27 protein-coding genes, 1 pseudogene and 1 other annotated feature are annotated in these 25,036 nt (G+C 56.8%); of the genes and pseudogenes, 19 read left to right on the forward strand and 9 right to left on the reverse strand.

Translation table 11 applies throughout. From position 1 onward, the window contains the following. Positions 1-21 precede the first annotated feature (21 nt). The 6 genes from dgoR (at position 22) to AC2CGP_RS07305 (ending at position 6,122) form a co-directional block, all read left to right on the forward strand. Positions 22-711 (forward strand): D-galactonate utilization transcriptional regulator DgoR, encoded by a 690-nt coding sequence (dgoR, locus tag AC2CGP_RS07280; RefSeq protein WP_015369039.1) that lies wholly within the window; start codon positions 22-24, stop codon positions 709-711. Continuing rightward, positions 708-1,586 carry a 2-dehydro-3-deoxygalactonokinase gene (locus AC2CGP_RS07285; RefSeq protein WP_260841999.1) on the forward strand — a complete coding sequence of 293 codons (879 nt, stop codon included), beginning with the start codon at positions 708-710 and terminating at the stop codon, positions 1,584-1,586. Before dgoR ends, AC2CGP_RS07285 begins: the two co-directional genes overlap by 4 nt. Then, positions 1,570-2,187, forward strand: coding sequence for a 2-dehydro-3-deoxy-6-phosphogalactonate aldolase (locus tag AC2CGP_RS07290; RefSeq protein ID WP_047080118.1), 618 nt, complete (start codon positions 1,570-1,572; stop codon positions 2,185-2,187). The genes AC2CGP_RS07285 and AC2CGP_RS07290 overlap by 17 nt, the downstream gene beginning before the upstream one ends. Further along, complete coding sequence (gene dgoD, locus AC2CGP_RS07295) at positions 2,184-3,332, forward strand: galactonate dehydratase (RefSeq protein WP_016946147.1); 1,149 nt, start codon at positions 2,184-2,186, stop codon at positions 3,330-3,332. The genes AC2CGP_RS07290 and dgoD overlap by 4 nt, the downstream gene beginning before the upstream one ends. Before the next feature lie 174 nt (positions 3,333-3,506). Further along, on the forward strand, positions 3,507-4,844 hold the full coding sequence (locus tag AC2CGP_RS07300) for an MFS transporter (protein ID WP_032706561.1): 1,338 nt from the start codon (positions 3,507-3,509) through the stop codon (positions 4,842-4,844). Between the two features lie 51 nt (positions 4,845-4,895). Beyond that, positions 4,896-6,122, forward strand: a complete 1,227-nt coding sequence (locus tag AC2CGP_RS07305; RefSeq protein ID WP_370611416.1) for a YidR family protein — start codon at positions 4,896-4,898, stop codon at positions 6,120-6,122. Position 6,123: 1 nt separating this feature from the next. Here the strand turns inward: AC2CGP_RS07305 and AC2CGP_RS07310 are convergent, their stop codons facing one another. Then, positions 6,124-6,453: a YceK/YidQ family lipoprotein gene (locus tag AC2CGP_RS07310; RefSeq protein WP_015369045.1), complete on the reverse strand. Its 330-nt coding sequence runs from the start codon at positions 6,451-6,453 to the stop codon at positions 6,124-6,126. A 233-nt stretch (positions 6,454-6,686) separates the two neighbouring features. After that, positions 6,687-6,761 (forward strand) — a sequence feature (ROSE (Repression Of Heat Shock gene Expression) occurs in the 5'-region of heat shock genes and acts as an RNA thermometer to modulate expression.). On the opposite strand from AC2CGP_RS07310, the gene ibpA reads away from it, so the two are divergent. The 3 genes from ibpA (at position 6,755) to AC2CGP_RS07325 (ending at position 9,498) form a co-directional block, all read left to right on the forward strand. Further along, positions 6,755-7,168: a small heat shock chaperone IbpA gene (ibpA, locus tag AC2CGP_RS07315; protein WP_015703892.1), complete on the forward strand. Its 414-nt coding sequence runs from the start codon at positions 6,755-6,757 to the stop codon at positions 7,166-7,168. (Overlaps the previous feature by 7 nt.) A 116-nt stretch (positions 7,169-7,284) precedes the next feature. After that, the gene (ibpB, locus tag AC2CGP_RS07320; protein WP_015369047.1) at positions 7,285-7,713 is read left to right on the forward strand and encodes a small heat shock chaperone IbpB; all 429 of its coding nucleotides are present in this window, start codon (positions 7,285-7,287) and stop codon (positions 7,711-7,713) included. A 123-nt stretch (positions 7,714-7,836) separates the two neighbouring features. Continuing rightward, positions 7,837-9,498, forward strand: coding sequence for a putative transporter (locus tag AC2CGP_RS07325; protein WP_032713024.1), 1,662 nt, complete (start codon positions 7,837-7,839; stop codon positions 9,496-9,498). Here the strand turns inward: AC2CGP_RS07325 and AC2CGP_RS07330 are convergent. Further along, positions 9,466-10,212, reverse strand: a complete 747-nt coding sequence (locus AC2CGP_RS07330; RefSeq protein WP_026612191.1) for a GntR family transcriptional regulator — start codon at positions 10,210-10,212, stop codon at positions 9,466-9,468. The genes AC2CGP_RS07325 and AC2CGP_RS07330 overlap by 33 nt on opposite strands. 297 nt (positions 10,213-10,509) lie before the next feature. Here AC2CGP_RS07330 and AC2CGP_RS07335 point away from each other — a divergent pair, with 297 nt between their 5' ends. From AC2CGP_RS07335 to AC2CGP_RS07355, 5 genes are all read left to right on the forward strand, one after another. Beyond that, on the forward strand, positions 10,510-12,132 hold the full coding sequence (locus tag AC2CGP_RS07335; protein ID WP_020077627.1) for an alpha-glucoside-specific PTS transporter subunit IIBC: 1,623 nt from the start codon (positions 10,510-10,512) through the stop codon (positions 12,130-12,132). After that, a complete protein-coding gene (locus AC2CGP_RS07340; protein ID WP_020077628.1) occupies positions 12,129-13,451 on the forward strand; it encodes a 6-phospho-alpha-glucosidase in 1,323 nt (440 codons plus the stop codon). The genes AC2CGP_RS07335 and AC2CGP_RS07340 overlap by 4 nt, the downstream gene beginning before the upstream one ends. A gap of 98 nt (positions 13,452-13,549) precedes the next feature. Beyond that, on the forward strand, positions 13,550-13,897 hold the full coding sequence (locus AC2CGP_RS07345) for a YidH family protein (RefSeq protein ID WP_015369053.1): 348 nt from the start codon (positions 13,550-13,552) through the stop codon (positions 13,895-13,897). Beyond that, complete coding sequence (locus AC2CGP_RS07350) at positions 13,887-14,249, forward strand: DUF202 domain-containing protein (RefSeq protein ID WP_020077629.1); 363 nt, start codon at positions 13,887-13,889, stop codon at positions 14,247-14,249. Before AC2CGP_RS07345 ends, AC2CGP_RS07350 begins: the two co-directional genes overlap by 11 nt. Next, a complete protein-coding gene (locus tag AC2CGP_RS07355) occupies positions 14,246-14,734 on the forward strand; it encodes a radical SAM protein (RefSeq protein ID WP_063443605.1) in 489 nt (162 codons plus the stop codon). Before AC2CGP_RS07350 ends, AC2CGP_RS07355 begins: the two co-directional genes overlap by 4 nt. On the opposite strand, the gene dsdA is transcribed toward AC2CGP_RS07355, so the two are convergent. Continuing rightward, on the reverse strand, positions 14,731-16,059 hold the full coding sequence (gene dsdA / locus AC2CGP_RS07360; protein ID WP_047077104.1) for a D-serine ammonia-lyase: 1,329 nt from the start codon (positions 16,057-16,059) through the stop codon (positions 14,731-14,733). The two genes, AC2CGP_RS07355 and dsdA, sit on opposite strands and share 4 nt — an antisense overlap. Before the next feature lie 16 nt (positions 16,060-16,075). After that, positions 16,076-17,413, reverse strand: a complete 1,338-nt coding sequence (gene dsdX, locus AC2CGP_RS07365; protein WP_015369057.1) for a D-serine transporter DsdX — start codon at positions 17,411-17,413, stop codon at positions 16,076-16,078. Positions 17,414-17,636: 223 nt separating this feature from the next. Here dsdX and dsdC point away from each other — a divergent pair, with 223 nt between their 5' ends. Beyond that, positions 17,637-18,560, forward strand: a complete 924-nt coding sequence (gene dsdC, locus AC2CGP_RS07370) for a DNA-binding transcriptional regulator DsdC (protein WP_032715348.1) — start codon at positions 17,637-17,639, stop codon at positions 18,558-18,560. A gap of 71 nt (positions 18,561-18,631) precedes the next feature. On the opposite strand, the gene emrD is transcribed toward dsdC, so the two are convergent. The 5 genes and pseudogenes from emrD to AC2CGP_RS07395 form a co-directional block, all read right to left on the reverse strand. Continuing rightward, positions 18,632-19,816 (reverse strand): multidrug efflux MFS transporter EmrD, encoded by a 1,185-nt coding sequence (gene emrD / locus AC2CGP_RS07375; protein WP_015369059.1) that lies wholly within the window; start codon positions 19,814-19,816, stop codon positions 18,632-18,634. Between the two features lie 175 nt (positions 19,817-19,991). Continuing rightward, positions 19,992-20,825 carry a DMT family transporter gene (locus tag AC2CGP_RS07380; RefSeq protein ID WP_015369060.1) on the reverse strand — a complete coding sequence of 278 codons (834 nt, stop codon included), beginning with the start codon at positions 20,823-20,825 and terminating at the stop codon, positions 19,992-19,994. 67 nt (positions 20,826-20,892) lie between these two features. After that, on the reverse strand, positions 20,893-21,339 hold the full coding sequence (locus AC2CGP_RS07385; RefSeq protein ID WP_015703883.1) for a GNAT family N-acetyltransferase: 447 nt from the start codon (positions 21,337-21,339) through the stop codon (positions 20,893-20,895). 89 nt (positions 21,340-21,428) lie between these two features. Continuing rightward, positions 21,429-21,548 carry a type I toxin-antitoxin system toxin TisB gene (tisB, locus tag AC2CGP_RS07390; RefSeq protein ID WP_004145059.1) on the reverse strand — a complete coding sequence of 40 codons (120 nt, stop codon included), beginning with the start codon at positions 21,546-21,548 and terminating at the stop codon, positions 21,429-21,431. 370 nt (positions 21,549-21,918) lie between these two features. Continuing rightward, positions 21,919-22,087, reverse strand: a pseudogene (locus AC2CGP_RS07395) (hypothetical protein). A gap of 12 nt (positions 22,088-22,099) precedes the next feature. Here AC2CGP_RS07395 and ivbL point away from each other — a divergent pair. The 4 genes from ivbL to uhpA all read left to right on the forward strand — a co-directional run bounded on the left by ivbL (position 22,100) and on the right by uhpA (position 25,023). Beyond that, the gene (gene ivbL / locus AC2CGP_RS07400; RefSeq protein WP_016162016.1) at positions 22,100-22,195 is read left to right on the forward strand and encodes an ilvB operon leader peptide IvbL; all 96 of its coding nucleotides are present in this window, start codon (positions 22,100-22,102) and stop codon (positions 22,193-22,195) included. A gap of 104 nt (positions 22,196-22,299) precedes the next feature. Beyond that, positions 22,300-23,988 carry an acetolactate synthase large subunit gene (gene ilvB / locus AC2CGP_RS07405; RefSeq protein ID WP_171829739.1) on the forward strand — a complete coding sequence of 563 codons (1,689 nt, stop codon included), beginning with the start codon at positions 22,300-22,302 and terminating at the stop codon, positions 23,986-23,988. Positions 23,989-23,991: 3 nt separating this feature from the next. Further along, positions 23,992-24,279, forward strand: a complete 288-nt coding sequence (ilvN, locus tag AC2CGP_RS07410) for an acetolactate synthase small subunit (protein WP_015703881.1) — start codon at positions 23,992-23,994, stop codon at positions 24,277-24,279. Between the two features lie 150 nt (positions 24,280-24,429). Then, the gene (gene uhpA, locus AC2CGP_RS07415; protein WP_015369064.1) at positions 24,430-25,023 is read left to right on the forward strand and encodes a response regulator transcription factor UhpA; all 594 of its coding nucleotides are present in this window, start codon (positions 24,430-24,432) and stop codon (positions 25,021-25,023) included. Positions 25,024-25,036 lie beyond the last annotated feature (13 nt).

Below are 25,036 nucleotides of genomic sequence, written 5' to 3' on the forward strand. Positions count from 1 at the left end.
CATAGAGCATAAGGACTCTCCATGACTCTCAATAAGACCGATCGCATCGTGATCACGCTGGGCAAACAGATTGTCAGCGGTAAGTACGTACCGGGTTCAGCGCTACCGGCCGAAGCGGAACTGTGTGAAGAGTTTGAAACTTCGCGCAACATCATCCGCGAAGTATTTCGCTCGCTAATGGCGAAGCGGCTGATCGAAATGAAGCGTTACCGAGGCGCGTTTGTCGCTCCGAGAAACCAGTGGAACTACCTCGATACCGAGGTACTGCAGTGGGTACTGGAAAATGATTATGACCCGCGTCTTATCAGCGCGATGAGTGAAGTGCGCAACCTGGTCGAGCCCGCCATTGCCCGCTGGGCGGCAGAGCGCGCCACCTCGAGCGATCTGGCGGAAATCGAGTCGGCGCTCAATGACATGATCGCCAACAACCAAAACCGGGATGCCTTTAACGAGGCCGATATTCGTTACCACGAAGCGGTGCTGCAGTCAGTACATAACCCGGTTTTGCAGCAGCTTAGCGTGGCGATCAGTTCGCTGCAGCGGGCGGTATTTGAACGGACCTGGATGGGCGATGAAGGCAACATGCCGAAAACCCTCCAGGAACATAAAGCGCTATTTGACGCCATTCGGCATCAGGATAGCGACGCGGCGGAGCAGGCGGCGTTGACGATGATCGCCAGCTCGACACGAAGGCTCAAGGAAATCACATGACGGCTCGCTACATCGCAATAGATTGGGGATCGACGAATTTACGCGCCTGGCTTTATCACGGCGAAGAATGCCTGGAAAGCAGGCAATCTGAAGCAGGCGTAACGCGCCTGAACGGTCGCTCTCCCGCTGCGGTGTTAGCGGAAATTACCCAACACTGGCGCGATGGCGCCACACCGGTGGTGATGGCAGGGATGGTCGGCAGCAACGTGGGCTGGAAAATCGCCCCCTATTTGCCGCTTCCTGCCGCTTTCTCGGACATTGGCCAGCAGTTAACTGCCGTTGGCGATAATATCTGGATAATTCCCGGTCTTTGCGTTTCCCGTGACGATAACCATAACGTCATGCGCGGAGAAGAAACGCAACTGCTGGGCGCACGCGCCTTAGCCCCTTCATCTGTCTACGTGATGCCGGGAACCCACTGCAAATGGGTACTGGCCGATCGCCTGCAAATTCACGATTTTCGTACCGTTTTGACCGGTGAGTTGCATCATCTGTTGCTTCAGCACTCGCTGGTGGGCGCCGGCTTACCGCCGCAGGAGACGTCCACCGACGCATTCGCGGCCGGTCTGCAGCGCGGTATCAACAACCCCGCCGTCTTGCCGCAGCTGTTTGAAGTTCGCGCTTCGCACGTGCTGGGCGCGCTGCCTCGCGAGCAGGTTAGCGAATTTCTTTCCGGCCTGCTGATTGGCGCTGAAGTTGCCACCCTCAGCGACACGTTCGCCGGACAGCAGGCGATCGGCCTCGTCGCCGGATCATCGTTAACGTCCCGCTATCAGCAGGCATTCGCCGCCATTGGCCGCGAAGTCACCGCGGTTGCGGGCGATACGGCATTTCAGACAGGAATAAGGAGCATCGCTTATGCAGTGGCAAACTAACCTTCCGCTTATCGCTATCCTGCGCGGCGTTACGCCAGACGAGGCGCTGGCTCACGTTGGCGCCGTTATCGACGCCGGTTTCGACGCAGTCGAAATCCCGCTGAACTCGCCGCAGTGGGAGAAAAGTATTCCGCAGGTCGTCGACGCTTACGGCGAGCAGGCGCTTATCGGCGCGGGCACCGTGCTGCAACCGGAGCAGGTCGACAGGCTGGCGGCCATGGGCTGTCGGCTGATTGTGACGCCAAACATTCAACCGGAAGTGATCCGGCGAGCGGTGGGTTACGGCATGACCGTGTGTCCAGGCTGCGCCACCGCCAGCGAAGCCTTCAGCGCCTTGGATGCCGGCGCGCAGGCGCTGAAAATCTTCCCGTCATCGGCTTTTGGACCGGATTACATCAAAGCGTTGAAAGCCGTGCTGCCGCCTGAGGTTCCGGTCTTTGCCGTTGGCGGCGTGACGCCGGAAAACCTGGCGCAGTGGATTAATGCCGGTTGTGTGGGGGCTGGGCTGGGTAGCGATCTCTATCGCGCTGGCCAGCCGGTTGAACGTACCGCGCAACAGGCAGCCGCATTCGTAAAAGCGTATCGAGAGGCAGTGAAATGAAAATAACCAATATCACCACGTACCGTTTACCTCCGCGTTGGATGTTCCTGAAGATTGAAACCGATGAAGGCATTGTCGGCTGGGGCGAACCGGTGATTGAAGGGCGCGCCCGCACGGTGGAGGCGGCCGTTCATGAATTTGGCGACTACCTGATTGGCCAGGATCCGGCGCGGATTAACGACCTGTGGCAGGTGATGTACCGCGGCGGCTTTTATCGCGGCGGCCCGATTATGATGAGCGCCATCGCCGGTATTGACCAGGCGCTATGGGATATTAAAGGTAAGGTTCTGAATGCCCCGGTCTGGCAACTGATGGGCGGGCTGGTGCGTGACAAAATTAAAGCCTACAGCTGGGTGGGCGGCGACCGCCCCGCCGAAGTAATTGACGGGATTAAGAAGCTGCGCGGCATTGGTTTCGACACCTTTAAATTAAACGGCTGCGAAGAGATGGGGCTCATCGATAATTCCCGCGCGGTTGACGCGGCGGTGAATACCGTAGCGCAAATCCGCGAAGCGTTTGGCAATGAAATTGAGTTTGGTCTCGATTTTCATGGCCGCGTTAGCGCGCCGATGGCTAAGGTATTAATTAAAGAGCTGGAGCCATATCGCCCATTATTTATTGAGGAACCGGTATTAGCCGAGCAGGCGGAATATTATCCGCGGCTGGCGGCGCAAACGCATATTCCAATTGCCGCCGGCGAACGTATGTTCTCGCGCTTTGAATTTAAACGGGTACTGGAAGCGGGCGGGGTGGCTATTTTACAGCCCGATTTGTCGCACGCAGGCGGTATTACCGAATGCTATAAAATTGCCGGAATGGCGGAAGCCTATGACGTTGGGCTGGCGCCGCACTGCCCGCTGGGGCCGATCGCGCTGGCGGCTTGTCTGCACGTCGATTTCGTTTCACATAACGCGGTCTTCCAGGAGCAGAGCATGGGGATCCACTACAACAAAGGCGCCGAACTGCTTGATTTTGTGAAAAATAAAGAAGATTTCAATATGGAAGGCGGCTTCTTTAAACCTCTGATGAAGCCGGGGCTGGGCGTGGAAATTGATGAGGCCCGCGTGATTGAGTTAAGTAAAAATGCGCCGGACTGGCGAAATCCGTTGTGGCGGTATGAGGATGGATCTGTCGCCGAATGGTAAATGCTCTTCATATTTCACGCCACAGGTGCGTTGGCTGCGATTGCGCACCCCAGTCACTTACTAATGTAAGCTCCTGGGGATTTGCAATCTTGCCGCCTTCCTGCGACGTGAACTATTTAGAGCATTCGTAAGTAAAAAATAAAAAACAAAAACACCCTCTGTAAATTACCGGGCATGGTGAGCGGCTTCGCTATGCCCAAAATCTGGAGACAGATTGCGATGGATATTTCAGTTACCGCTGTAAAAACCGGGCGTCGCCGTTATCTGACGCTCATCATGATCTTTATTACCGTGGTTATTTGTTATGTTGACCGCGCCAACCTCGCCGTCGCCTCGGCGCATATTCAGGAGGAGTTTGGTATTAGCAAAGCGGAAATGGGCTACGTATTTTCCGCCTTTGCCTGGCTGTATACCCTCTGCCAGATCCCTGGCGGTTGGTTCCTTGACCGCGTGGGATCCCGGCTTACCTACTTTATCGCTATATTTGGCTGGTCCGTGGCGACGTTGTTACAAGGCTTCGCCACCGGCTTAATGTCGCTGATTGGTTTACGCGCCATTACCGGCATCTTCGAAGCGCCAGCCTTCCCGACCAATAACCGCATGGTGACCAGCTGGTTCCCGGAGCACGAACGCGCCTCTGCCGTCGGGTTTTATACCTCGGGGCAGTTTGTTGGCCTGGCCTTCCTCACGCCGCTACTGATCTGGATCCAGGAGCTATTAAGCTGGCATTGGGTATTTATCGTTACCGGCGGGATCGGCATTATCTGGTCGTTAATCTGGTTTAAGGTTTATCAACCGCCGCGCCTGACTAAAAGCATCAGCAAAGCCGAACTCGACTATATCCGCGACGGCGGCGGCCTGGTGGATGGCGATGCGCCGCTGAAGAAAGAGGCGCGTCAACCATTATCGAAAGCGGACTGGAAGCTCGTCTTTCACCGTAAGCTGGTTGGCGTTTACCTTGGGCAGTTCGCGGTTACCTCTACGCTGTGGTTCTTCCTGACCTGGTTCCCGAACTACTTAACCCAGGAAAAAGGCATCACCGCGCTGAAGGCCGGCTTTATGACCACAGTGCCCTTCCTCGCCGCGTTTTTTGGCGTCCTGCTCTCCGGCTGGCTGGCGGATAAGCTGGTGAAAAAAGGTTACTCGCTGGGCGTAGCGCGCAAAACGCCGATTATCTGCGGGCTGCTGATCTCCACCTGCATCATGGGGGCAAACTATACCAACGACCCCGTGTGGATCATGGCGCTGATGGCGCTGGCATTCTTCGGCAACGGTTTTGCGTCTATCACCTGGTCGCTGGTCTCCTCCCTGGCGCCGATGCGCCTGATCGGCCTGACCGGCGGGGTGTTTAACTTTGTTGGCGGACTGGGCGGTATCACCGTACCGCTGGTGATTGGCTATCTGGCGCAGGATTACGGCTTTGGCCCGGCGCTGGTTTATATCTCCGTGGTGGCGCTGATAGGCGCGCTGTCTTATATCCTGCTGGTCGGCGATGTGAAACGTGTAGGCTAAATTTTGGCGATACGCTACCCTGATGCGTAAGTCTCGCATCAGGGTATCGTCATGAAACAAGTCACTTTTGCTCCCCGTCACCATCAGCTTACCAATATCAATACCTGGACCCCGGACAGCCAGTGGCTGGTTTTCGACGTCCGCCCGTCGGGGGCCTCTTTCACCGGCGAGACCATTGAGCGGGTGAATATCCATAGCGGCGCCGTTGAGACGCTCTATCGCGCCGCTGACGGCGCCTGCGTTGGCGTGGTCACCGTACACCCGACGCAAGATAAATACGTTTTTATTCACGGCCCTGAACACCCGGATGCCAACTGGCATTACGATTTTCATCACCGCCGCGGGGTGGTGAGCTGGCAGGGTGAAACCCGCAATCTTGATGCGCTGGATATTACCGCGCCTTATACCCCCGGCGCGCTGCGCGGCGGCAGCCATGTTCATGTCTTCAGCCCTGACGGCCAGTTTGTTAGCTTCACCTATAACGACCACGTACTGCACGAGTACGATCCGGCGCTGGATCTGCGCAACGTTGGCGTGGCCGCGCCCTATGGCCCGGTGAGCCCGCAGGGCACGCATCCCCGTGAATATGCCGGCAGCCACTGGTGCGTGCTGGTGAGCCGTACCACGGCGAACCCATTACCGGGCAGCGATGAGATCAATCGCGCCTATGAAGAGGGATGGGTGGGTAATCATGCCCTGGCGTTCATTGGCGATACGTTGGCGGAAAACGGCGACAAAGTGCCTGAACTGTTTATGGTGACGCTGCCGCGGGATGAGGCGGGCTGGAAGCGGCAGGGCGATATGCCGCTGGCCGGTACCGCAACGACGCTGCCCGTGCCGCCGGCAGGCATTAACCAGCGCCGCTTGACCTTTACCCACCAGCGCCGCTATCCGGGGCTGGTGAATGTACCGCGCCATTGGGTACGCGCCAATCCGCAGGCCACCGAGATCGCCTTTCTGATGCGTGATGACGCAGGCGTTGTACAGCTGTGGCTTATCCCGCCTGCGGGCGGCGAGCCGCGCCAGCTGACACATACGGTAACGGGCATCCAGTCAGCATTTAACTGGCATCCGTCGGGCGCGTGGCTGGGATGTGTGGTGGAAAACAAAATCGCGCTCTGCGATGCCCGCAGCGGCGCGGTAAGTTATTTGACGACCGATCGCGAAAATCCGCCGTCCGCGGATGCCGTCGTATTTTCACCGGATGGCAAATACCTGGCGTGGATGGAAGACGTCGACGGTTATCGCCAGTTGTGGATAACCGAAACGCAGCGCTAACTTAGCGCGAAGGCATTGGCGCTGGCGGGATGACGGAGTTGGTCGCCAGCGTCTCCTGCTCGCTTTTCTCGACGCGCGATTTGACCGAGCTATCGGTGCGGAATAAATCCCACGGCAGCAGTAGCGTGTCCATGACCGCGGTGAACGGCATATCGAGGGCCACCAGCGATTTCACGCCCCAGTTAGTGTCGTCATCGCCCAGCGTATGGGCGCTGGAGCGCGTGCCTGGGTAGGTTCCTTCCTTGCCGCCGGTATGCGACATCACGCTGGAGCAACCGCCCAAACTAATCATCCCGCTGAACAGGACCAGCTTTAACAATCCGCTTTTCATCACTCTTCCGTCATTTTATCGGGGTTACTTCGGTTATAACGAGCCGTCCCGTGAATGCCTAGCGTTATTGCACTGCACTGTGGCGAGTATCGCACTTTGCCTTTTGTGCTTTGCAACCAGTCTAAGCATTCGCCAGCAAACTGCAAAAAAATTTGGCCGAAAAGGCCTTGAAAAGCGTCGGGGCACACCCATTTTAGTAGTGTCACCCAATGAGGATACGCCTGAGGGGTATTCCGGGTCATAACGGCTTGTCCATGATGGAAAGCCATTGAATTCTCGCTGATTTCAGGAGCTATTTACTATGCGTAATTTCGATCTCTCCCCGCTTTATCGTTCTGCTATTGGTTTCGACCGTCTGTTCAACCTGTTAGAAAATAATCAAAGCCAGGGCAACGGCGGCTACCCTCCGTATAACGTTGAATTAGTAGATGAAAACAATTACCGCATCGCGATTGCCGTCGCCGGTTTTGCGGAAAGCGAATTAGAGATAACCGCGCAAGACAATCTTCTGGTGGTGAAAGGCTCCCATGCCGCCGAGCAGAAAGAGCGCACCTACCTGTACCAGGGTATCGCGGAGCGCAACTTCGAGCGTAAATTCCAGCTCGCCGATAACATTCATATTCGCGGCGCGAACCTGGTCAACGGCCTGCTGTATATCGATCTGGAACGTGTGATTCCGGAAGCGAACAAACCGCGCCGTATCGAAATTAACTAATCGTCCTCTTCAGGCCGCGCGGCGGCCTGAATATACAACTTGCTCGCCGTCAGGGAGCAAATGCGAATTCGCTGAATTCGCAGGTACCTACTCGCTTCTCAGAAGGAGAAAACACTATGCGTAACTACGATTTATCCCCACTGCTGCGTCAATGGATCGGTTTTGACAAACTGGCTAACGCCCTGCAAACCGCCGGTGAAAGCCAAACCTTCCCGCCCTATAACATCGAAAAAAGCGACGATAACCATTACCGCATTACCCTCGCGGTAGCCGGGTTCCGTCAGGAGGATTTGGATATTCAGCTGGAAGGTACGCGTCTGACCGTTAAAGGCACGCCGCAGGCCGCTGAAAAAGAGACCAAATGGCTGCATCAGGGGCTGGTGAATCAGGCCTTCAGCCTGAGTTTCACCCTCGCGGACAATATGGAAGTCTCCGGCGCCACCTTTACCAATGGCTTATTGCATATCGACTTAACCCGCCACGAGCCGGAAGTCGCCGCCCCGCAGCGTATCGCCATTAGCGAGCGCCCGGCGCTGAATAGTTAATTAAGCAATATCGCTTTCAAGCCCCGATAACTCGGGGCTTTTTTGTGCGCGGGACTACATACAGTATTCCCGCCTTCAGTCATAATCCCTGTTAATAATAATGTTATTCACAGGGAAAATAGTATGAGTGATATAGCATTGACCGTCAGCGTGTTGGCGCTGGTTGCGGTGGTGGGATTGTGGATCGGTAATGTCAAAATCCGCGGCGTTGGATTTGGTATCGGCGGCGTGCTGTTTGGCGGCATTATCGTGGGCCACTTCGTGGATCAGGCAGGGATTACGCTGAGCAGCCCGATGCTGCATTTCATCCAGGAATTTGGCCTTATTCTCTTCGTTTATACCATCGGTATTCAGGTCGGGCCGGGCTTTTTTGCCTCGTTACGCGTCTCCGGACTTAAGCTCAATCTGTTCGCGATCCTTATCGTCGTACTTGGCGGGCTGGTGACGGCGATCCTGCATAAACTGTTCAATATTCCGCTTCCGGTCGTTCTCGGCATCTTCTCTGGGGCGGTCACTAACACCCCCGCGCTTGGCGCCGGGCAGCAAATCCTGCGCGATCTTGGCCTGCCGTTTGATGTCGTCGATCAGATGGGGATGAGCTACGCGATGGCCTACCCGTTTGGTATCTGCGGCATTTTGCTGACCATGTGGCTGGTGCGGCTGTTCTTTCGCATTAATGTGGAAAAAGAGGCGCAGCAGTTTGATGAGAGCAGCGGTAACGGGCACGCTCATCTGCATACCATTAACGTGCGGGTGGAGAACCCGAACCTGAATAATATGGCGATTCAGGATGTGCCAATGCTCAACAGCGACAAAATTATCTGCTCGCGGTTGAAGCGCGATGAGCTATTGATGGTGCCGGCGCCGGGTACGCTTATCCAGCATGGCGATCTGCTGCACCTGGTCGGGCGGCCGGAGGATTTACACAATGCGCAGCTGGTGATTGGTAAAGAGGTGGCGACTTCGCTCTCAACGCGCGGAACCGATCTCAAAGTGGAACGCGTGGTGGTCACTAACGAGAAGGTATTAGGGAAGAAAATCCGCGATCTGCACTTTAAACAACGCTATGACGTCGTGATCTCGCGGCTTAATCGCGCCGGGGTGGAGCTGGTGGCCAGCAGCCATGCCAGCCTGCAGTTTGGCGACATTCTTAACTTAGTTGGGCGTCCACAGGCCATTGACGCGGTGGCCAATGAACTCGGCAACGCGCAGCAAAAGCTGCAACAGGTGCAGATGCTACCGGTGTTTATCGGCATTGGTCTCGGAGTGCTGCTGGGGTCTATTCCGCTGTTTATCCCTGGTTTCCCGGCGGCGTTGAAACTGGGGCTGGCCGGCGGGCCGCTGATTATGGCGCTGATCCTCGGGCGTATCGGCAGCATCGGCAAGTTGTACTGGTTTATGCCGCCGAGCGCCAACCTGGCGCTGCGCGAACTCGGTATTGTGCTGTTTCTGGCGGTGGTGGGGCTGAAATCCGGCGGCGATTTTGTCGACACCCTGCTCCACGGCGAGGGGCTCAGCTGGATCGCCTACGGTATTTTCATCACCGCTATCCCGCTTCTGACGGTAGGCATACTGGCGCGGATGCTGGCGAAGATGAACTATCTGACCCTCTGCGGCATGCTGGCGGGCTCAATGACCGACCCGCCGGCGCTGGCCTTCGCCAACAACCTGCATGCCACCAGCGGCGCGGCGGCGCTCTCCTACGCCACGGTTTATCCGCTGGTGATGTTCCTGCGGATAATCACCCCTCAGCTACTGGCCGTGCTGTTCTGGGGGCTGAGTTAGCGGGCTCTGTGCCTGGACCCGGCGCAGGTGATAATCCACCTGATACTCGCTGGCGTTGCGGAACATCACGGAATAGTTAAGAAACTCGCCGCTATCGCTGTAGGAAAGCGAGGTAATGCGCAGCAGCGGCGTCTGTTCCGGCACGTTCATTGAGCGGGCCAACTGTTTATCCGCCAGTACCGGGGTGAGGGTTTCATAGTTGCCGCTGATGGTAATACCGCATTCTTTCTCGATATAGTCGAACTTCGACCCCTCCAGATGACCCAACGACAGATGGCGGAACAGTTTAACCGGCATATAACTGTCCTCCAGCATTAGCGGTTTACCATCGACGTAGCGCACCCGGCGTGAGAAATAGATCCGTTCATCAATTTTAATTCGCAGCTGACTGGCGATAGCCGGCGGCGCGGGCATCACTTCGAATATCAACACCTGACTCACCACTTCTTTACCCTGCTGGCGCAGAACTTCCGCCAGCCCGGTCAGGTTGCTGGTCTCATGGTGTACATCTTTGCGCGCGACATAGGTGCCGGAGCCGCGGCGGCGCACCACTAATCCACTTTCCACCAGCAGGTCAATGGCTTTGCGAATCGTCATGCGCGCCACGCCGAACTCCTGCGCCAGTTTTTTCTCGCCCGGTAACGGGCTGCCAATGTTGAAATCGGAAGAGTTGAGCCGTAAACGCAGTTTGTCAGCAATAGATTTGTAGATCACCAGTAGACCTCTATTCGTCATTGATGAATCAGCGATAGTTAGCTGACGTGAATTATAAAATTATAAAAAACAATAAATTAAAAACTATTGCTGACGTTGATTTCGTCACCTCAATTCATCGTGTCTATGTTTTACGCAAAAAGTAGACAACATTGACCGAATTAAAACCATGAATGCGATCACGAATCGCAGCGGCGCAGCATGTTGCCGACGGGGCGAATTCCTATGCTCGAAGCAGGCCGGTAAAGAACAAAAAAAGGCCACTTACCCTACGAGTTGTTACATGAGGATTTTCAAATGCTCAGTCAAATACAACGCTTTGGCGGCGCCATGTTTACCCCGGTTTTGCTGTTCCCATTCGCCGGGATTGTGGTGGGTATCGCCATTATGCTGCGTAATCCGATGTTTGTCGGCGAAGCGCTCACCGCACCTGATAGCCTGTTCGCGCAAATTGTTCACATCATTGAAGAGGGCGGCTGGACCGTCTTTCGTAATATGCCGCTGATTTTCGCCGTCGGCCTGCCGATTGGCCTGGCGAAGCAGGCCCAGGGCCGGGCCTGCCTGGCGGTACTGGTCAGTTTTCTTACCTGGAACTACTTCATCAACGCCATGGGGATGACCTGGGGCCACTTCTTCGGCGTTGATTTCACCCTGGATCCCACGGCGGGAAGCGGCCTGACGATGATTGCCGGGATTAAAACCCTGGATACCAGCATTATCGGAGCCATCGTTATCTCCGGCATCGTCACCGCGCTGCACAATCGTTACTTCGATAAACCGCTGCCGGTGTTCCTCGGTATTTTTCAGGGATCGTCGTTCGTGGTGATAGTTGCCTTTCTCGCGATGATCCCTTGTGCCTGGCTAACGCTGCTCGGCTGGCCGAAGGTACAGATGGGGATTGAGTCGCTGCAGGCTTTCCTGCGCTCAGCCGGCGCGCTCGGGGTGTGGGTTTACATCTTTCTTGAGCGCATTTTGATCCCGACCGGCCTGCATCACTTTGTCTATGGGCCATTTATCTTTGGTCCGGCGGTAGTGGAAGGCGGCATCCAGGTCTACTGGGCGCAGCATCTGCAGGAATTTAGCCAGAGCGTTGAACCGTTGAAAGCGCTGTTCCCTGAGGGCGGTTTTGCGCTGCATGGCAATTCGAAAGTCTTTGGTTCGGTGGGTATTGCGCTGGCGCTTTACTTCACCGCCGCGCCGCAAAACCGGGTGAAGGTCGCGGGTTTGCTGATCCCCGCCACCCTGACCGCGGTGCTGGTGGGCATTACCGAGCCACTCGAGTTTACCTTCTTGTTTATCTCACCGCTGCTATTTGCCGTGCATGCGCTGCTGGCGGCCACCATGGCGACGGTGATGTATATCTGCGGCGTCGTGGGGAACTTCGGCGGTGGCCTGCTCGATCAGTTCCTGCCGCAAAACTGGATCCCGATGTTCCATCACCACGCGTCGATGATGTTTATCCAGATAGGCATCGGCGTCTGCTTTACCGGCATCTACTTCGTCATCTTCCGCACCCTGATTCTGCGCCTGAACCTGAAAACGCCGGGTCGCGAAGACAGCGAAATCAAGCTTTACAGCAAAGCGGATTATCAGGAGGCGCGCGGTAAAACCAGCGTGGCGGCAGCTGCGGAAAACAAGCTGGGTCAGGCCGCCGGCTTCCTGCAGGCGCTGGGCGGGGCCGGCAATATTGAAAGCATCAATAACTGCGCCACCCGACTGCGTATTGCGCTGGTGGATATGGCGAAAACGCAAAGCGACGAGGTGTTTAAAGCACTCGGCGCTCACGGCGTGGTCCGCCGCGGCAACGGCATTCAGGTCATTGTTGGTCTGCATGTCCCGCAGGTTCGCGACCAGCTGGAAACCTTAATGAAAGATTCTTTATCGACCGAACACACCACCATGACGGAGGCAGTATCATGAAAAAATTCTCAGTTGTTATCGCAGGCGGCGGCAGTACCTTTACCCCTGGCATCGTTTTAATGCTGTTGGCAAACCGCGATCGTTTCCCGCTGCGGGCGCTAAAATTTTATGACAACGACGGCGCGCGTCAGGAGACTATCGCCGAAGCCTGTAAAATTATCCTCAAAGAACAGGCGCCAGAGATTGAGTTCAGCTACACCACCGACCCGCAGGCCGCCTTTAGCGATGTCGACTTCGTGATGGCGCACATCCGCGTCGGCAAATACCCGATGCGCGAGCAAGATGAAAAAATACCGCTGCGCCACGGCGTGTTGGGTCAGGAAACCTGCGGACCGGGCGGGATTGCCTATGGTATGCGCTCTATCGGCGGCGTGCTGGAGTTGGTGGATTATATGGAGAAATATTCGCCAAACGCCTGGATGCTTAACTACTCCAACCCGGCGGCGATAGTGGCTGAAGCCACCCGCCGCCTGCGACCTAATGCAAAAATTCTCAATATTTGCGATATGCCGATCGGCATTGAAGGGCGGATGGCGCAAATCGTCGGGCTGAAAGACCGCAAACAGATGCGCGTACGTTACTACGGCCTTAATCACTTCGGCTGGTGGACCTCGATTGAAGATCTCGACGGCAACGATTTGATGCCGAAACTGCGCGAGTATGTGGCGAAATACGGCTATGTACCGCCATCGAACGACCCGCACACCGAAGCCAGCTGGAACGATACGTTTGCCAAAGCGAAAGATGTACAGGCGCTGGATCCGCAAACGATGCCAAATACTTACCTGAAATATTATCTGTTCCCGGATTACGTGGTCGCGCACTCCAACCCGGAGCGTACCCGCGCGAATGAGGTAATGGATCATCGGGAGAAAAACGTCTTTAGCGCCTGCCGGGCGATTATTGCCGCCGGTAAATCTTCCGCGGGCGATCTGGAGATCGATGAACACGCGTCGTATATCGTCGATTTAGCGACGGCTATCGCCTTTAACACTCAGGAACGAATGTTGTTGATTGTGCCGAACAATGGCGCAATCCATAACTTTGATGCCGACGCGATGGTAGAGATCCCTTGTCTGGTCGGTCATAACGGACCGGAGCCGTTGACGGTGGGCGATATTCCGCATTTCCAGAAAGGGATGATGAGCCAGCAGGTGGCGGTGGAAAAACTGGTGGTGGATGCGTGGGAGCAGCGTTCATATCACAAGCTGTGGCAGGCGATTACGCTATCGAAAACCGTACCGAGCGCCTCGGTGGCGAAAGCGATCCTTGATGACCTGATTGCCGCCAATAAAGCGTACTGGCCTGAGCTGCATTAACCCTCGTTTTACCGGCATCCATCGGGTGCCGGTTCTTCTCTCCTGTTCGTGATTTAGGCTATGCTGTGGCCTGCTTGCGTGACGAACAAGGACTGCTGATGAAAATTTCCCGCATTGGCGAAGCGCCGGATTACCGCTTTTCGCTGGCCAATGAACGCACCTTTCTGGCGTGGATCCGTACGGCGCTCGGCTTTCTCGCCGCGGGCGTCGGGCTCGATCAGCTGGCGCCGGATTTTGCCACTCCGCTTATTCGCGAAGTGCTGGCGCTGCTGCTGTGCCTGTTTGCCGGCGGGCTGGCGGTGTATGGCTATCTGCGCTGGTTGAGTAACGAAAAGGCGATGCGCCTGAAGCAGGATCTTCCCTATACCCGTACGCTGCTGGTGATTAGCGTCCTGCTGCTGGCGGTCGTGGCGGCGGTGATGCTGCTGGTGCTGTATGGCGGATAAACGCCGGGCGCGGCGGGAGAACGATCCCGGTTTACAGCCGGAGCGCACCTCGCTGGCGTGGTTTCGTACCCTATTGGGCTACGGGGCGCTGATGGCGCTGGCGATTAAGCATAACTGGCATAGCGCCGGGCTGGCGTTCTGGATATCGATTGGCGTACTGGCAGTGGTGGCGATCATTCTCTGGCGCTACACCCGCAGCCGCCATTTAATGGATGTCGGCGAGAGCGATTTTTTGCAGCCGGGAGCAGTTCGTGACAAATTTTTGATCTCCCTCGCAGTGCTTTCGCTGTCATTATTGTTTGCTGTAACGCATCTACGGCAGATCATTTTATTTCTTAAGGATGTGACATGACAGGATGTCGGACAGAATGCCACTCCCTCGCTCATAACGAACCGGCAGTGCAGGAGGTGAAAGTTTATCGCCACCATTGCCAGCAACCGCTGCAGTTCTATCGGGAGCTACGCGCACAGGGCGTGCGCGCCGTTCGTTTTATTCCACAGCTCAGAGCGGAAGATGCCAATGCATGGGGAAATTTCCTTTGCGCCATTTTCCACATCTGGGCGCGGGAAGATATTGGCCGCATAACGATTACGTTATTTGAGGAAACCCTGCGTATCTGGTGCGGCGAACCGCTGCGCGAACAACGGCAGGTGGCCGCCAATAGCGCCTGTTTTGTCTGTGCGTGGCGGCGATTATGCGCAGGCGACGACGATCCGCTCTGTGAAGGCTACCGCCAGTTCTATGTCGCCAGCGCGCCCTGTATGCGGGTCATGCGCGATCTGCGTAAACAGCAGCGGTCACCGGGCGAACTGATGCCGCTGCTGCGGGCGATTTAACGCCCCTTCGCCAGATACTGCGCCATCTCTTCTTCCGGCACCATGCCGCCGCCGGTCGCCCATACCAGGTGGGTGGAGTGGCGTAGCTGTTCGTCGCTCAGTCCTTGTAGCTGATGGTACGCTTTACTGGCGCAGACGCGCTGCGGCCCGGCCATACCGGCCAGCGCGGACGGCTCAAGGCGAATATTTTCCGCCGTTGCCAGCCAGCCCAGCATGTCGTACATCGTTTGATCGTCGAGGGTATACAGGCCGTCGAGCAGGCGCTCCATCGCCCGGCCAACGAAGCCGGAAGCGCGGCCGACCGCCAGACCATCGGCGGCGGTCAGGTTATCTATCCCTAAATCCTGCACCGCAATCTGGTCATGGAGCCCGGTGTAAATGCCGAGCAGCATGCATGGGGAATGGGTCGGTTCGGCGAACAGACAGTGAACGTGGTCGCCAAACGCCAGTTTCAGGCCGAATGCGACGCCGCCGGGGCCGCCGCCAACGCCGCATGGCAGATAGACAAATAGTGGGTGATCGGCATCGACCACGCGTCCTGCCTGGGCAAACTGCGCTTTCAGGCGCTCGCCGGCCACGGCATAGCCGAGGAACAGCGTGCGCGAGTTTTCATCGTCGATGAAAAAGCAGTTTGGGTCGGATTCCGCCGCCTTGCGCCCCTGTTCGACCGCCACGCCGTAATCTTCTTCATACTCAACGACCGTTACGCCGTGGCTGCGCAGTTTGGCCTTTTTCCATGCGCGGGCATCCGCCGACATATGCACCGTCACCTTAAAACCGATGCGCGCGCTCATGATGCCGATCGACATACCGAGGTTGCCGGTAGAACCGACGGCGATGCTGTACTGGCTGAAGAACTGTTTGAATTCCGGCGTCAGCAATTTGCGATAATCATCCGCGATGGTGAGCAGCCCGGCTTCCAGCGCCAGCTTTTCCGCATGGGCCAGCACTTCATAAATGCCGCCGCGCGCCTTAATGGAACCCGAAATCGGCAGGTGGCTATCTTTTTTCAGTAACAGATCGCCATTAATCGGCTGATTGAATTGTTGCTCGAGGCGGCGTTTCATTGCCGGAATGGCAACCACTTCTGATTCGATAATCCCGCCGGTGGCGGCCGTTTCCGGAAAGGCTTCCGCCAGATACGGCGCGAAGCGCTGCAGGCGTTCGTGAGCGTCTTTTACATCTGCGGCGGTCAGGCCGACATAGGGCAAACCTTGCGCCAGCGTCGTCGTCGCCGGGTTAAACCAGGTGGTTTCTTTCAGCGCGATCAGCTCCTGTACAAGCGGGAAGGTCGCGGTTAATTGGGTCAGGTCAGCGTTTTTCATATTACGTCTCGTTCGCTTAGATGATGAAAGAAAGCAGGAAGGTGGCGGCGAGTGCAAGTAAAGAAGCGATAAATGTCGCCGTCGTATAATACTTGAACGTTTCGCTGAGGCTTGCGCCACAGTATTGTTTCACCAGCCAGAACAGGGAATCCGTTACGATCGTGCAGCCAATCGCGCCGGAACCGATGGCAATAGCGATGATCTCCGGACTTACGCCGGGATACAGCGGCAGCATCGGGGCGACGATAGCGGTGGCGCCCATCATGGCCACGGTAGCGGAACCGACGGCGGCGTGAAGGATCAGCGCCACCAGCCAGGCCAGCAGAATCGGATGCATATGCAGATTCGAGAGGATCACCGCCAGGCTATCGGCCAGGCCGCTGGATTTCAAAATCGCGTTGAACGCGCCACCCGCGCCAATAATTAGCAGAATATTAGCAATCGATCCGAAGCCGTTTTCAGTATGGGTCAGCAGGACGCCCATCCCCATTTGGCGACGAATACCAAGAATGTAATAAGCGACAAAGACGGCAATAAACATCGCGGTGATCGGGTTGCCGATAAATTCCAGCAACATATACAGCGTGCCGCCTTTAGCCATGTTCAATTCAGCGACGGTTTTCACCAGCATCAGCCCAATCGGTAGCAGCACGGTAAATAGCGTAGCGCCGAGCGAGGGCAGCGTCGATTCTTCGCGTACTTCAAGGTTAGAAAACTCGGTTGGCACCGGTTTAAACGGCAGGCGGTTGCCGAGCAGCTTGAGGAACAATGGGCCGCCAACCAGCGAGGCAATCAGGCCCACCAGCAGGCCATAGACGATGACCGTACCGATATCTGCGCCGAGTTTATTCGCCACGAACAGCGCGGCCGGATGCGGCGGCACCACGCAATGCACCGCCATCAGCGCGGTACACAGGGGGATGGCCAGCTTCAGCAGCGAGGTATTGGTTTTTTTGGCAATGGAGAACGCCAGCGGGATTAGCAGCACCACGCCGACTTCAACAAACAGCGTAATACCGCAGATCAGGCCAACCAGCACCATAATTACGTCTGCCGACAACCAGCGACAGCGCTGCAGCGCCAGGCCGATGCGTTCCGCCGCGCCGGAGACTTCCATCATCTTCCCGAGGATGGTACCGAGACCGATCACCGCCGCCAGGAAACCAAGCGTACCGCCAATACCGCTCTCAATGGCGTTGACCATATCCAGCGGCCCCATGCCCATCATCGCGCCGACGAAAAAGCTCGCCAGCAGGAGCGCCAGAAACGGATGAAACTTCAGTTTGACGATCGTTAAAACGATTAACACGATACTGATAAATAGCGTGCATACCACCCAGATTTGAGATTCCATACCCCACCTCGCCGTAAATAACGTGTGGTTATTGAACAGAAAAGCGACATAGGCTGACAAACGATATAAATCGCCTTTCAGGTGAGCCAGATTGATGCAAAAGCGTGATTTGGTTCTTAAATAGACCGTTAAATGTGTATTGGGTCACTTTTATTCATCTTTCAGGCGCGCTCCGGCTGCGTTTTTTTTACACTTACCGGCAAAGAAAAGGCGGGGAATCGTGATGGATGTGATGAAAGAGATGGGTAATCGGCTGCTGAACGGCTGGCAATTGTCAAAGCTGTATACCTTTGAAGTCGCGGCTCGCCATGAGTCCTTTGCACTGGCGGCGGAAGAGCTGTCGCTGACGCCGAGCGCCGTTAGCCATCGCATCAACCAGCTGGAAGAAGAGCTGGGTATTCAGCTATTTATACGTTCGCACCGCAAGGTGGAGCTGACCCGCGAGGGGCGGCGGGTATTCTGGGCGTTGAAATCCTCGCTGGATAGCCTTAACCAGGAGATTCTGGATATTAAAAATCAGGAGCTCTCCGGCACGCTGACGGTGTACTCGCGCCCGTCGATCGCGCAGTGCTGGCTGGTACCGGCGCTGGGGGATTTCACTCGCCGCTATCCGTCCATCTCGCTGACTGTGCTCACCGGCAACGATAACGTCAATCTACAGCGGGCGGGTATCGATCTGGCGATCTATTTTGATGATGCGCCGTCATCACAGCTAAGCCATCATTTTCTGATGGATGAAGCGATCGTGCCGGTATGTACGCCGAATTACGCGCAACAGCAGCAGTTAATCCACAATCCAGGCAACCTGCGCTACTGCACGTTGCTCCATGACCGCCAGGCATGGAGCAATGATTCCGGTACCGATGAGTGGTTCAGTTGGGCGCAGCAATTTGCGATTGAATTGCCGCAATCGTCGGGTATCGGCTTCGATCGTTCTGATTTAGCGGTGATTGCGGCGATGAATCACGTCGGGGTAGCGATGGGGCGTAAACGGCTGGTGCAGAAGCGGTTAGAAAGCGGGGAGCTTATCGCGCCGTTCGGCGACATGACGCTGAAGTGTCACCAGCACTACTATGTGACGACCCTGCCGGGCCGTCAGTGGCCGAAAATCGACGCCTTTATCGAATGGTTGCACAGCCTGACATAAGGCAAAAGCAGCCGCTGGGGGGGGTAGCCCGGATAAGGCGTAAGCCGCTATCCGGGGAGCGCCAGCGGCGCTTAGACAGGCTGCTGGTGGCTGGTAAAGCGCGAGGCCAGCGGCAGCCAGCACAGCAGAATCAACAGCCCCATTAACATCATTAGCAGGCCGAGGCTGCTTTGCCCCGTTTGCGGCATCATCGCCGACAGCCAGGCCAGCACGCCGGAGCCGATATTCTGCAGGCCGCCAACCAGCGCGCCAGCGGTACCGGCGAGGAACGGGAATGGTTCCATCGCGCCGCTGGTAGCCAGCGGGAACAACATACCCGCGCCGAAGAAGAACAGCGCCGCAGGCACCAGCAGTGTCCAGACGGTCATAATGCCGAACAGCCCCGGCAACCACATCATAATTCCCGCCAGCAGGCAGCAGATAACCGACTGCCACATCAGCGTTGAGAAGCGTTTATTCGGACGGCCAGCGAACCACGCGCCGAAGAACGCCGCCGGGATCGGCAGAATAAACAGAATACTGACCGCCATACTGCTCAGGCCGAGGACCGCGCCCATCAGCACGCCGGAACAGGCTTCGAACACCGCAATCCCGGCCAGCCCGCCCACCAGCATCAACAGGTAACAGTTAAAGGCGCCGGTACCGAACAGCGTTTTGTAGCTGGCCAGTAGTTTCGTCCGCGGCGCGCCTTGTGGGCGCGTTTCCGGCATCCATTTCGCCATACTAATCGTCACGCCAGCGCACAGTATGAGCAGGAAAGCGTAGCAGGCGCGCCAGTTCCACAGGGTATCAAGGATGCCGCCGAGCAGCGGCGCAATCAGCGGGCTGACCAGTATTCCCATATTTAACAAACTATTGGCGTGACGCAGCTGCGCGCCTTCATACAGGTCTCGCGGCAGGGTGCGCGCCATCACGCCGCCGACGCCGGTGCCCATCCCCTGCATGGCGCTGGCGGCGATCAACACCGGCAGGCTATGGGTGGTGATGGCAACCAGCGTCGCCAGCATAAAAATAGACATCCCGACGAGGATCACCGGGCGGCGGCCCACGCGGTCAGAGAGCGGGCCGTAGAACAGCTGCGAAATGCCGTACGTCAGGAGGTAGGCCGCCATTACGCTTTGTACCGCCCCTTCACGGACGTTAAGCGATACCGCCATGTCGGCGATAGCCGGAATATAAATGGTCTGCGCCATCTGGCCAACGGCCACCAGCAGTACCAGCATCAACAACAAATTGAAGTTCTTATGCCGTTTCATGTCGATGAATACTTCGTGAGCAATGAGAAATGAAGAATATGTGACTGGCACACCCCTTAAACGATGGAGGAATCTACCACAATAAAATGACAGAACAACTACATAGCACCGATTGTTGGGGAAAATTCAGGCAGGTTTTGTAAACAGGATCGGCAACTAATGTTGCCATTTTAATCTATGAGAGGCGCAGCAGGATTGCTCCGGCGGCAATACCGCAGGCGGCAACGATGCGCAGCGCTACCACCTGTTCTTTCAGGACGATAAACGCGATCAGTGCGCCGAACAGAATGGAGGTTTCACGCAGCGCGGCGACCACCGCCAGCGGCGCCTGAGTCATCGCCCATAGCGCCAGGCCGTAGGATCCCATGGTGCCGACGCCGCCGAGGATGCCTTTTTTCCAGTGCTGGCGTAAATAACGGCTGGCTTCGCGCCGCCGCGCCACCATCGCCCAGCACAGCAGGCAGCAACCGTTCATAAAAAAGGTCCACAGGGTATAGCCGAGCGCCGATCCCGCCAACCGTACCCCGGTGCCGTCCACCAGCGTATAACCCGCTATAAAACAGGCGTTGATCAGCGCCAGCATGATGCCTTTGCGGGAACTGACGCGGCCGTTAAAGGCCATCGCCAGAATCGCCAGACAGATGACGCCAATACCCAACCAGGCTAGCGGCGATAAGCGATCGCCGAGAAATATCACGCTGATAGCCGCGACCAGCAACGGCGCGGTGCCGCGCATTAGCGGATAGGTCTGGCTCATATCCGACACCTGATAGGTCTTCGCCACCAGTACCGTATACACCACCTGCAATGCACATGACGCCACCAGATAGGGGGCGCTGGCCAGCGTCGGCTGCGGCGCGAAGGGGAGCATCACCAGGGCGATCAGCGAGGCCGACCCGCTGACGCTTATCGCCGCGTACATTTTATCGCCGCTGGCTTTGACGATAGCGTTCCAGCTGGCGTGGAGCAGTGCGGCGAAAAGCAAAATGCAGAATACGGTGATGGTCATCGCAGGCAGATTCAGCAGTTAAGGTCAGCGGACTGTAACATGACCCCGCTCCGCCAGCCAGCCACGCTTACAGCGAGCAGAACAGGCGATGCGTGACCCGCGGCTCATCGTATACCGGGCGGAAACCAAAGCGTTCATAAAAGGGCCAGGCCTGCGCCGGGGCATGGGTGTTAAGGAAATCGAACCAGGCGCCGGAATGGGTGATGACCGAGACCAGCAGCTGCTGGCCAATTCCCTGGCGGCGATGGCTATCGCGAATATAGAGATGGCGAATGCGCCCGGCCCGCGGCTGCTGGCTGAAGGGGTCGACGTTCAGACCGCAGACCCCAACTAACTGGCCACGGACGAACGCGCCCAGCAGCTTTTCACCAGGGGCGTTAAAGCGGTTTTTGCCGCTTTGCCAGTTTTCCGCCAGACGGCGCAGCATATTGAAGTGCTGTTCAAGGCTTTCGGCGCGCAGCGCAACGAACCCCGGATCCTCCGGCGTTGTTGCGGCAATTAATAGCGGTGGCATGGTTCCTCCATCAAGTCTTCCCGGAACGCCCGCAGGACGCCTGTAGGGGGGCGGTTTCCCGCCCCCCTCAGGTGCGACTTGAACCTGAATCAGCGGAACTGTTTCAGGACTGCATCAAGTAGTTGCAACACAGCAACCATGAGTTTCAGGATTAAAATAATAATATCCATTCCGCCCATACGCGCGTCTCCTGTGGTTAAGGAGCACAATAAGCTGACGTACCTTTCCGCTGCCTGTTGCCAGCTTATCCCTGTTCTCACAGGGGTTGCGCAGTGGTGGCCGTACGGGCCGGACACGACGCATTGTTGACGTAACACAGTGTGCTCTCTCGGGGTTAAGGCACTGACGGCACCACCCGTTTCAGCCAGGACTTCGTTGCGCCGGTCAAACTTGCGGCCCCCGAATGGCACAAAGTGAACACATCCAGTATAGATAAATACTGTATGCATGAACAGTATTTTTTGGACAAATTCGCACCCGTCGTCCATACTCTATGACAGAGAAATTTCGACCTTAAATTGCGCGAATTGCAGCGATCGCGTATACTTTTGTCGTTGACGTAATACAGTGTGCTTGCGGCTACCATCCGTGAAAATGCTGATAAAAACCTCGCTCCGGCGGGGTTTTTTGTTTTCTGCCGCTGATGTCGCGAATTGTGATCTTTCGCGCAAATTCTCGTGGATGAAAATAAATCCATTGTGAAAACGCAAAACCTGTGTTTGTATAAATTCAGCTTATTTTTTGACACAACAGGTCCCTAATGAACGCTGCCATGATGACTTCGACCCTACTAAAAACCGCGCCTGCCGCGGTGGTCGTCGTGTCTGTGGTGGTCGTCGTCGGCAATGCGCCGTAGGGTCCGGAACAACACGAATTCCAAACCCCGCCGGCGCAAACCGAGCGGGGTTTTTTGTTGGCGAGCCCCCCGGTAAAGTCGGCCCAGAATAAAAGGACTGGAGCATGGCAAGTTCGGGCACCACATCAAACACAATGCGCTTTACCGGCGCGCAGCTGGTTGTTCATTTACTGGAACGCCAGGGTATCACTATGGTCAGCGGCATTCCGGGCGGCTCCATCCTGCCTATCTACGATGCCTTGAGCCAAAGCACGCAGATCCGCCACATCCTGGCGCGCCACGAGCAGGGGGCGGGTTTTATCGCTCAGGGGATGGCGCGTACCGAAGGTAAACCGGCGGTCTGTATGGCCTGTAGCGGCCCTGGCGCCACCAACCTGATTACCGCCATCGCCGATGCCCGCCTCGATTCTATTCCGCTGGTCTGCATCACCGGCCAGGTTCCGGCCTCAATGATCGGCACCGACGCCTTCCAGGAAGTCGATACCTACGGCATCTCTATCCCCATCACCAAGCATAACTACCTGGTGCGCGACATCGCCGAGCTGCCGCAGGTGATGAGCGACGCCTTCCGTATTGCCCAGTCCGGGCGCCCCGGGCCGGTGTGGATAGACATTCCTAAGGACGTACAGGCGGCGACCATTGAACTGGAAACGCTGCCGGAGCCAGGCGAGCGCGCCCCGGCACCAGCGTTCGCGCCTGAAAGCGTGCGTGAAGCGGCGACAATGATCAACGCGGCGAAACGCCCGGTACTGTATCTGGGCGGCGGCGTGATTAACGCGCCGCAGCCGATTCGGGACCTGGCGGAAAAAGCCAACCTGCCGACCACCATGACCTTAATGGCGCTGGGTATGCTGCCGAAGGCGCATCCTTTGTCGCTGGGCATGCTGGGGATGCACGGCGCGCGCAGCACTAACTTTATTCTACAAGAAGCTGATTTACTGATTGTTTTAGGCGCGCGTTTTGATGACCGGGCGATTGGCAAGACCGAGCAGTTCTGCCCGAACGCGAAAATTATTCACGTCGATATCGACCGCTCGGAGCTTGGCAAAATTAAGCAACCGCACGTAGCGATTCAGGGCGATGTGGCGGAGGTCTTAGCCCAGCTTATTCCGCAGATTGAAGCGCAGCCGCGTGATGAGTGGCGCCAGCTGGTGGCTGGTTTACAAAGAGAATTCCCCTGCGCCATCCCGCAGGAAAGCGATCCGCTCTCCCATTACGGCCTGATTAACGCCGTGGCCGCCTGCGTTGATGATGAGGCGATCATCACCACCGATGTGGGTCAGCATCAGATGTGGACGGCGCAGGCCTATCCGCTCAACCGTCCGCGCCAGTGGCTGACTTCCGGCGGTCTCGGCACCATGGGCTTCGGCCTGCCGGCGGCCATCGGCGCGGCGCTGGCCAATCCGCAACGTAAGGTTATTTGTTTCTCCGGTGACGGTAGCCTGATGATGAATATTCAGGAGATGGCCACCGCCGCCGAAAATCAGCTGGATGTAAAAATTATCCTGATGAACAACGAAGCGCTGGGGCTGGTGCATCAGCAGCAGAGCCTGTTCTATCAGCAGGGCGTCTTCGCCGCGACCTATCCGGGGATGATTAACTTTATGCAGATAGCCGCCGGTTTTGGTCTGCAAACCTGTGATTTAAATAACGAATCCGATCCGCAGGCGGCGCTGCAGGCGATTATCGACCGCCCAGGTCCGGCGTTGATCCACGTGCGTATCGACGCGCAGCAGAAAGTGTATCCGATGGTACCGCCGGGTGCGGCCAATACTGAGATGGTGGGGGAATAAGCCATGCAAAAGCAACACGATAACGTCATTCTGGAACTCACCGTCCGCAACCATCCTGGCGTCATGACCCACGTCTGCGGGCTATTTGCCCGCCGCGCGTTTAACGTTGAAGGCATTCTCTGCTTGCCGATCCAGGGCAGCGAGTACAGCCGCATCTGGCTGCTGGTAAATGATGACCAGCGGCTGGGGCAGATGATTAGCCAGATTGAAAAGCTGGAAGATGTCACCAATGTGGCGCGTAACCAGTCCGATCCCACCATGTTTAACAAAATTGCGGTGTTCTTCGAATAGCGCTCAAGGCTTGAACAGCTACGCGCTTACCGCTAAGGTAAGCGCCTTTGCCGGATGGCGCTGCGCTTATCCGGCCTACAGGGAGTGAATCCGTAGGCCGGATAAGGCGTTTACGCCGCCATCCGGCGCTTTCAGGCACCAGGAAACACCATGACTACCATCGCCCTTATTGACGATCATTTGATTGTCCGCTCCGGTTTTGCTCAGCTACTGGGGCTGGAAGCTGATTTTCAGGTTGTCGCTGAATTCGGCTGTGGACGGGAGGCGCTGGCGGGGCTACCGGGGCGCGGTGTACAGGTCTGTATCTGCGATATCTCAATGCCGGATATTTCCGGGCTGGAGCTGTTAAGCCAGCTGCCTAAGGGGATGGCGACCATCATGCTGTCGGTACACGATAGCCCGGCGCTGATCGAGCAGGCGCTGAACGCCGGCGCGCGCGGCTTCCTGTCGAAACGCTGCAGTCCGGATGAACTGATCGCCGCGGTCCGCACCGTGGCGGCGGGCGGTTGCTATCTCACGCCGGATATCGCCATGAAGCTGGCCGCCGGGCGCCAGGATCCGCTCACCAAACGCGAACGCCAGGTAGCGGAAAAGCTGGCGCAGGGTATGGCGGTGAAAGAGATCGCCGCTGAGCTCGGTCTGTCGCCGAAAACCGTTCACGTTCATCGCGCCAACCTGCTGGAAAAACTGGGCGTCAGTAACGACGTTGAGCTGGCGCGCCGCATGTTCGATAGCTGGCAATGAACACCGTCGTTTC

It is taken from the genome of Klebsiella sp. SYXHC3 (assembly GCF_057196925.1).